At 69.3% G+C, this 6,222-nt stretch carries 5 protein-coding genes and 1 pseudogene; 2 read left to right on the top strand and 4 right to left on the bottom strand.

The features are described 5' to 3' along the window. From RDU12_RS11170 to RDU12_RS11155, 4 genes and pseudogenes are all read right to left on the bottom strand, one after another. Positions 1-313, bottom strand: a pseudogene (locus tag RDU12_RS11170) (NUDIX hydrolase); the annotation flags it as partial. After that, complete coding sequence (locus RDU12_RS11165) at positions 294-1,292, bottom strand: DUF4424 family protein (RefSeq protein ID WP_300293500.1); 999 nt, start codon at positions 1,290-1,292, stop codon at positions 294-296. The gene RDU12_RS11165 and the pseudogene RDU12_RS11170, both read right to left, overlap by 20 nt. Positions 1,293-1,369: 77 nt before the next feature. After that, positions 1,370-3,706 (bottom strand): ribonuclease R, encoded by a 2,337-nt coding sequence (gene rnr, locus RDU12_RS11160; RefSeq protein WP_308684632.1) that lies wholly within the window; start codon positions 3,704-3,706, stop codon positions 1,370-1,372. Between the two features lie 87 nt (positions 3,707-3,793). Next, the gene (locus RDU12_RS11155) at positions 3,794-4,231 is read right to left on the bottom strand and encodes a DUF1622 domain-containing protein (RefSeq protein WP_300291844.1); all 438 of its coding nucleotides are present in this window, start codon (positions 4,229-4,231) and stop codon (positions 3,794-3,796) included. A gap of 118 nt (positions 4,232-4,349) precedes the next feature. On the opposite strand from RDU12_RS11155, the gene RDU12_RS11150 reads away from it, so the two are divergent. Both RDU12_RS11150 and RDU12_RS11145 read left to right on the top strand, forming a co-directional pair. Next, complete coding sequence (locus tag RDU12_RS11150) at positions 4,350-5,753, top strand: cystathionine beta-synthase (protein WP_300291842.1); 1,404 nt, start codon at positions 4,350-4,352, stop codon at positions 5,751-5,753. A gap of 4 nt (positions 5,754-5,757) precedes the next feature. Continuing rightward, on the top strand, positions 5,758-6,222 hold a 465-nt coding region (locus RDU12_RS11145; protein ID WP_308684629.1), incomplete at its 3' end, for a dienelactone hydrolase family protein.

The following is a 6,222-nucleotide window of genomic DNA, read 5'->3' as shown; positions in this document are numbered from 1 at the left end:
CGGCGAGGGCGAGGGCGCGGGCGCGGCGGGGCGGCATCTCGCGGTTCAGCCGGAGGGCGTCGGCCTCGGCGAGATCGGTGGCGAAGGCGGCGGAATGGTCGGTGCGCTCCACCCGGCCGCCCGGGAAGACCCATTTGGCGGCCATGAAGACGTGGCCGGGCGCGCGGCGGCCCATCAGCACCTCGGGCGCGCCTTTGCGGACCCGGGTGAGGATCAGGGTGGCGGCGTCCTTCGGGCGCTGGCGATCGCCGGTGCGGGGGGCGTCGGCGAGGTCGCGGGCGGCGTCGAAGGGTTCATTCGGAGGAGCGGACACCTTCGAGGATTAGCACGTTGAGATCGCGGCTAGGCGTGTAGTCGGTGCGCCGAACCTCGAATTGCGTCGGACTGATCCGGCGTACGCCCTCGGCGCAGAAGCTGACCAGATTGTCGGGCGACCCCTTGTCGACCACCATGCGGAAGTCGCGGATCGGGCCAGACCAGTTGGCGCCGGTGGTCAGGACGTAGTCGAGCCAGGTCTCGGCCATGGACTCGCCGGCCGTGGCGCGTCGACGGGCCGCGCCGACGAAGGTTTCGTCCATGCAGTATCGGGCCTGATACTCGTCCATGGCGCCCGGGACGTCGTCGGACCGGCCCACCATGGTCATCACCGTGCCGCCGATGGCGGGGGCGTAGAGGTGTTCGATCTCGACCTCCTCGCCGGGATGGAAATACTGCTGCCAGTAATGGATGGTGCGGAGGGTCCAGGCGGGCATGGCCCACTCCACGCCCCCGGCGTCGTTTTCGGAGACGTCGACCAGACCGTCACGCTCCATGGCGCGAACCTCGGGCTCGGACAGGGCGCGCAGCGCATCCCAGGTTGACTGGGCCTGCGGGGCCAACGGCAGACCCAGCGCCGTCAGTCGGGCGGTGACGTCGGCCCCGTTGAGCACGGCCGTCTGCTGCACTTCGGTCCATACCGCCCGGTCTTCGACCCAGGTGATGAAGGGCACCATATGGGCCGGATCCTCCAGCCGCCCGCCGACGTCGGTCATATAGCCCGGTTCGATGTCGGGCATGGGAAAGGCGACCAAGGTGACGATCGGCTCGTCGGTGTGATTGACGAACCGGTATTTGACCCGGACCTCCCGGGCGGAGACGTAGAGATCCTCGGACAGCATGGTGATGCCGTCAGACTTCTCCAGCACCAGCCCGCCCGCGCCCATCGAGGCCACGCTGTCATTGGCGGGAGCGGGGCCGGTCGCCAGCAGGGCGAAGGCGACCGCGGCCGCAAGGGTCGATGTCAGGCGTGTCATGGCGTCCTCCCGTTCGCCGAGCGAGGCTAGACGAAAGGAGCGCCGGGGCGAAATCCGTCAGTTTTGACAGAGGGCCCTCACCGCCGCTTGCCCTTGCGCACCCCCTTGAGGCCGCCGGAGGGTCGCCCGCCCTTGGGCGGCTTGGGCCCGCCCGGACGGCCGCCGCCGCGTTTGGGGAAGCCGTCGCCGCCGCCGCGGCTGCGCACGCCGAGGCGGGGGGCGGGGGCGTTGGGATCGCGCGGGGCGGGGTCGGACAGCATTTCGAAGACCAGGCCGCCGGTGATCGGGGTGGCCTCGACCAGCTTGACCTCGACGGTGCGGCCCAGGGTCCATCGCTGGCCGCTGCGCTCGCCGACGAGGGCGTGGATGCGGTCGTCGTGGTGGAAATACTCGCCGCCGAGGGTGGAGACGGGCACGAGGCCGTCGGCGCCGGTCTCGTCGAGGCGGATGAACAGGCCGAAGCGCGTCACGCCGGTGATGCGGCCGGTGAAGGTCGCGCCGACCCGTTCGGACAGGAAGGAGGCCATGTAGCGGTCCATGGCGGCGCGCTCGGCGGCCATGGAGCGGCGCTCGGTCAGGGTCACCTGTTCGGCGATGGCCGGCAGTTCGGCGATCTCGCGGTCGGTCAGGCCGTCCTTGCCGAGGCCGAGGGCGCGGATCAGGCCGCGATGGACGATCAGGTCGGAGTAGCGCCGGATCGGCGAGGTGAAGTGGGCGTAGCGGTCGAGGTTGAGGCCGAAATGGCCGACGTTCTCGGGGCTGTAGATGGCCTGCATCTGGGTGCGCAGGACGACCTCGTTGACGACCTCGGCGTGGGGGGTGTCGCGGGTCTCGTCGAGCAGTTTGTTGAACCGCTTCGTGGTGGCGGGCTCGCCCTTGTTCCACGGCTTGCCGATGGTCTGCAGGAAGTCGCCGAGGTTGAACAGCTTCTCCTGGCTGGGGGCGTCGTGGACGCGGTACAGCAGGGGCGTCTTCTTCTGCTCCAGGGTCTCGGCGGCGCAGACGTTGGCCTGGATCATCATCTCCTCGATCAGGCGATGGGCCTCCAGCGACTTGCGCGGCTCGATGGTCCCGATGCCGCCGCCGGGGTCCATCAGCACCTTGCGTTCGGGACTTTCGATGGCCAGCGGGGCGCGTTTGGTGCGGCCCTTGAGCATGGCCCGGTAGGCGTTCCACAGCGGGTAGAGGATCAGGTCCATGATCGGGCCGGTGACGTCATCGGTCCCGCCGCCGTTTTCCGGGCCGTCGATGGCGGCCTGGGCCTGTTCGTAGCTGAGGCTGGCGTGCGACCGCATCAGGCCGCGCAGGAACTTGTGTCCCGTTTTGCGCCCGTCCTTGTCGAAGACCATGCGGACGGCGAGGCAGGCGCGGTTCTGGCCGTGCTTGAGGCTGCACAGGCCGTTGGACAGGACCTCGGGCAGCATCGGCTCGACGCGGTCGGGGAAGTAGGTGGAATTGCCCTTCTCGCGCGCCTCGCGGTCGAGAGCCGTGCCGGCGCGGACGTAGGCGGAGACGTCGGCGATGGCCACCCAGACGATCCAGCCGCCTGCGTTCTTCGGATCCTCGTCGCGCTGGGCGAAGACGGCGTCGTCGTGGTCGCGGGCGTCGGCGGGGTCGATGGTGATCAGCGGCAGGTCGCGCAGGTCCTCGCGGCCCTGCAGCGTCGGCAGCGCCTGGTCCTCGGCCTCCTGCAGCACCTTGTCGGAGAAGCCCATCGGCACATTGTGGGCGGCGATGGCGATCAGGGAGGCGGCGCGGGGATCGTCCTCGCGGCCGATGGTCTCGAGAATCTTGCCGCGCTTGGGGCCGTAGCGCTGCTCGCCCTTTTCGATGGCGGCCAGTACGAGGTCGCCGTCGCGCAGGTCGACGCCCTGGGCGTGGGGGACCAGCAGGACGTCCTTGGAGCGGCGGTCGACGGGTTCGACCCGGACCTCCTTGTTGGACTTGCGGATGACGCCGAGGACGCGGTTCGTGTCGGTGTCCAGCACCTTGATGACGCGGGCTTCCCAGCCGTCCTCGCCGCGCGAGAATTTGGCCAGGACGCGGGCGCCGAGGCCCGGGGCCGCCCCGGTCTTGCCGGTGTTGTCGGGCACGAGGATGGCCCGCGGCGCGTCGGCCGAGGCCTCGACCAGGCGGACGTAGAATTCGCCGTCGACGTCGCGCTCGATCACGTCGGCGACGCCGACGGGAGGCAGGGCGCCGGCTTCGGAGAAGCCCTTGCGGCCGCGCTTGCCGAGTTCGCCCGCGGCCTCGAGCTCGCGGATCATTTCGCGCAGGGCGCGGCGGTCGCCGCCCTTGAGGCCGAAGTGGCGGGCGATGTCGGTCTTCTCGGCCGAGCCGGCCTCGCGCAGGAAGGCGAGCAGGGTCGCCTTGTCAGGCAGGCCCGCAGGCGGGCGTTTGGGTGATTTGGTCATTGGACTCCTAGATAACGCGCGTTCGCTCCAAAGGACACGTCGCGCGGGGGTGTGTGGTGAAGGTGGATGGAACGGGGTGGCGGGCGGTCAGTCGCGGGGGCCGGCGCGGCCCTTGTTTCGACGTTGCGCCGGTTGATCCGGGGCGCTGCGTTCGGGGGTATGTCGCCGCCACGGCCAGCGGCCCTCGATCTCGGTCTCCAGGGCGAAGCTGAGGAAGGTGCGGATAAGGACGATCCCGCCCAGCATGGCGATGCTCTCGAAGGTCAGGGGCGCGGTCACGGTGGCGATGATGTCGGCGCCGACCAGCAGCTCGAGGCCCAGCAGTATGCCGCGTCCGAGATTGGCGCGGGCGCCGCCATAAGCTTTCGACCAGTCGCGCGTGCTCACGCCGGTTCGAAGGTAGACGACGGCGGCGACCACGACCGCGATCAGGATGACGGCGACGCCGAACATCTCCAGGGCCGTCGCCGCGTAGCGGGCCCACTCGATCAGAACCCCGTTCTGGGACAGGCCGGAACCGGTCATGATTTGTCCTCCCTTCAGGTCCATCGCGGGGGCGGGCGATTGGTTCCGGCCGGGGCCTCGCCTTGACCTGCGACGCCCGCGCGGCCAGCTTCCCGGCCACACGCCACGGAGTTTTTGAATGTCTCTCGCCGCCACACCCGTCCTGACCGGCCCCACCGCCTCCTTGCTGGAGCTGATCGGGAAGACGCCGATGGTGGAGGTGACGAAGCTGGACGCCGGGCCGTGCCGGCTGTTCCTGAAGCTCGAGTCGCAGAACCCGGGCGGGTCGATCAAGGATCGCATCGCCCTGTCGATGATCGCGGCGGCCGAGAAGGAGGGGTTCCTGAAGCCCGGCGGGACCATCGTCGAGGCGACGGCCGGCAACACCGGTCTGGCGCTGACGCTGGTGGGGCAGGCCAAGGGCTATAAGGTGCTGCTGGTCATCCCGGACAAGATGTCCAAGGAAAAGATTCAGCATCTCAGGGCGATGGGCGCTGATGTTCGCCTGACGCGTTCGGACGTGCCGCATGGCCATCCGGACTATTACACCGACATGGCCGAGCGGCTGGCGCAGCAGATCCCGGGCGGGTTCTACGTCAACCAGTTCGCCAATGACGCCAACTCCCTGGCCCATTTCCAGACCACGGGTCCGGAGATCTGGGAGCAGATGGATCACAGGGTCGACGCCTTCGTCGCCGGCATCGGCTCGGGCGGGACCATCACCGGTATCGCCCAGTATCTGAAAAGCGTCGGTTCGGATGCGAAGATCATCCTCGCCGATCCGGTCGGCTCGACCCTGGCCGGCATCGTCAATGAAGGCGTTCCCGGCCCAGAGGGCAGCTACACCGTCGAGGGCATCGGCCAGAATTTCGTGCCCGACACGGCCCATATGGACCTGATCGACAAGGCCTATTCCATCCCTGACGCCGAGGCGGTCGCCACGGTGCGCGAGCTGCTGCTGAAAGAAGGCGTGCTGGCGGGATCGTCGTCGGGCACCCTGATCGCCGCGGCCCTGCGCTGGTGCCGCGAGCAGACCGAGCCGAAGCGGGTGGTGACCTTCGTCTGCGACACCGGGGCCAAATATCTGTCGAAGGTCTACAATGACGCGTGGCTGGCCGATCAGGGGCTGGGCGAGCGCGAACTGCACGGCGACCTGTCGGATCTGATCACCCGAAAATACGAGAAGGGCGACGTGGTGGTGATCGGGCCGGACGACACCCTGGACACCGCCTTCAAGCGGATGAAGGGGGCCGACGTCTCGCAGCTGCCGGTGATCGAGGACGGGCGGCTGATCGGGATCGTCGACGAGAGCGACATCGTCCATGTCATGCACACCGACGAGATCACCCGCGAGGCGCGGTTCAAGAAGCCGGTCGGCTCGGTGATGACCCGCGATCTGGATACGGTGCAGGTGGGCGAGCCGCTGGAGGCGCTGATCCCGCTGTTCGACCGCGACCGCGTGGCCATCGTGCTGGACGGCGAGAAATTCGTCGGCCTGATCACGCGCAGCGACCTGATCAACCACCTGAGCCTGAACCGGTAGGGCGATGCGGATCGGGCCGGTCCTCGCCGTCGTCCTCGGGCTGGCCTGGCCGGTCGCGTCGGCGGTCGAGGCGGCTTGCGCCGACGATATCGCCCATGCGGCGGCGCGCGAGCAGGCCAGCTACGCAAGCGGACGGGCGACGGTGCGCGGGCTGATCTATCGCCCGGCGCGGCCGAACGGGGCCGGCGTGGTGCTGCTGCACGGCGCGAGGGGGCTGGCCGCCGATGCGGCGACCTTCGATCCGCATGCCATCCAGCTGGCGTCGCGCGGCTATCATGTGCTGGTCCCGAACTACTATGACGCCGAGCCGGGCCGCGAGCGGCGGACCAGCCGGGACCTGCGCCTCTGGCGCGGCGCGGCGGCCGACGGGGCGGCCTTCCTGGCGCAGCAGCCGGGCATGGACCCGGACCGGGTGGCCTTGTGGGGTTATTCGCTGGGCGGCTTTCTGTCGGGGGAGACGGCGATGGAG

This window comes from Brevundimonas sp., assembly GCF_031082345.1.
Classification (GTDB): Bacteria; Pseudomonadota; Alphaproteobacteria; order Caulobacterales; family Caulobacteraceae; genus Brevundimonas.
The sequence above is the reverse complement of the archived record's forward strand: the minus strand, read 5'-3'. Positions and strand labels throughout refer to the sequence as shown.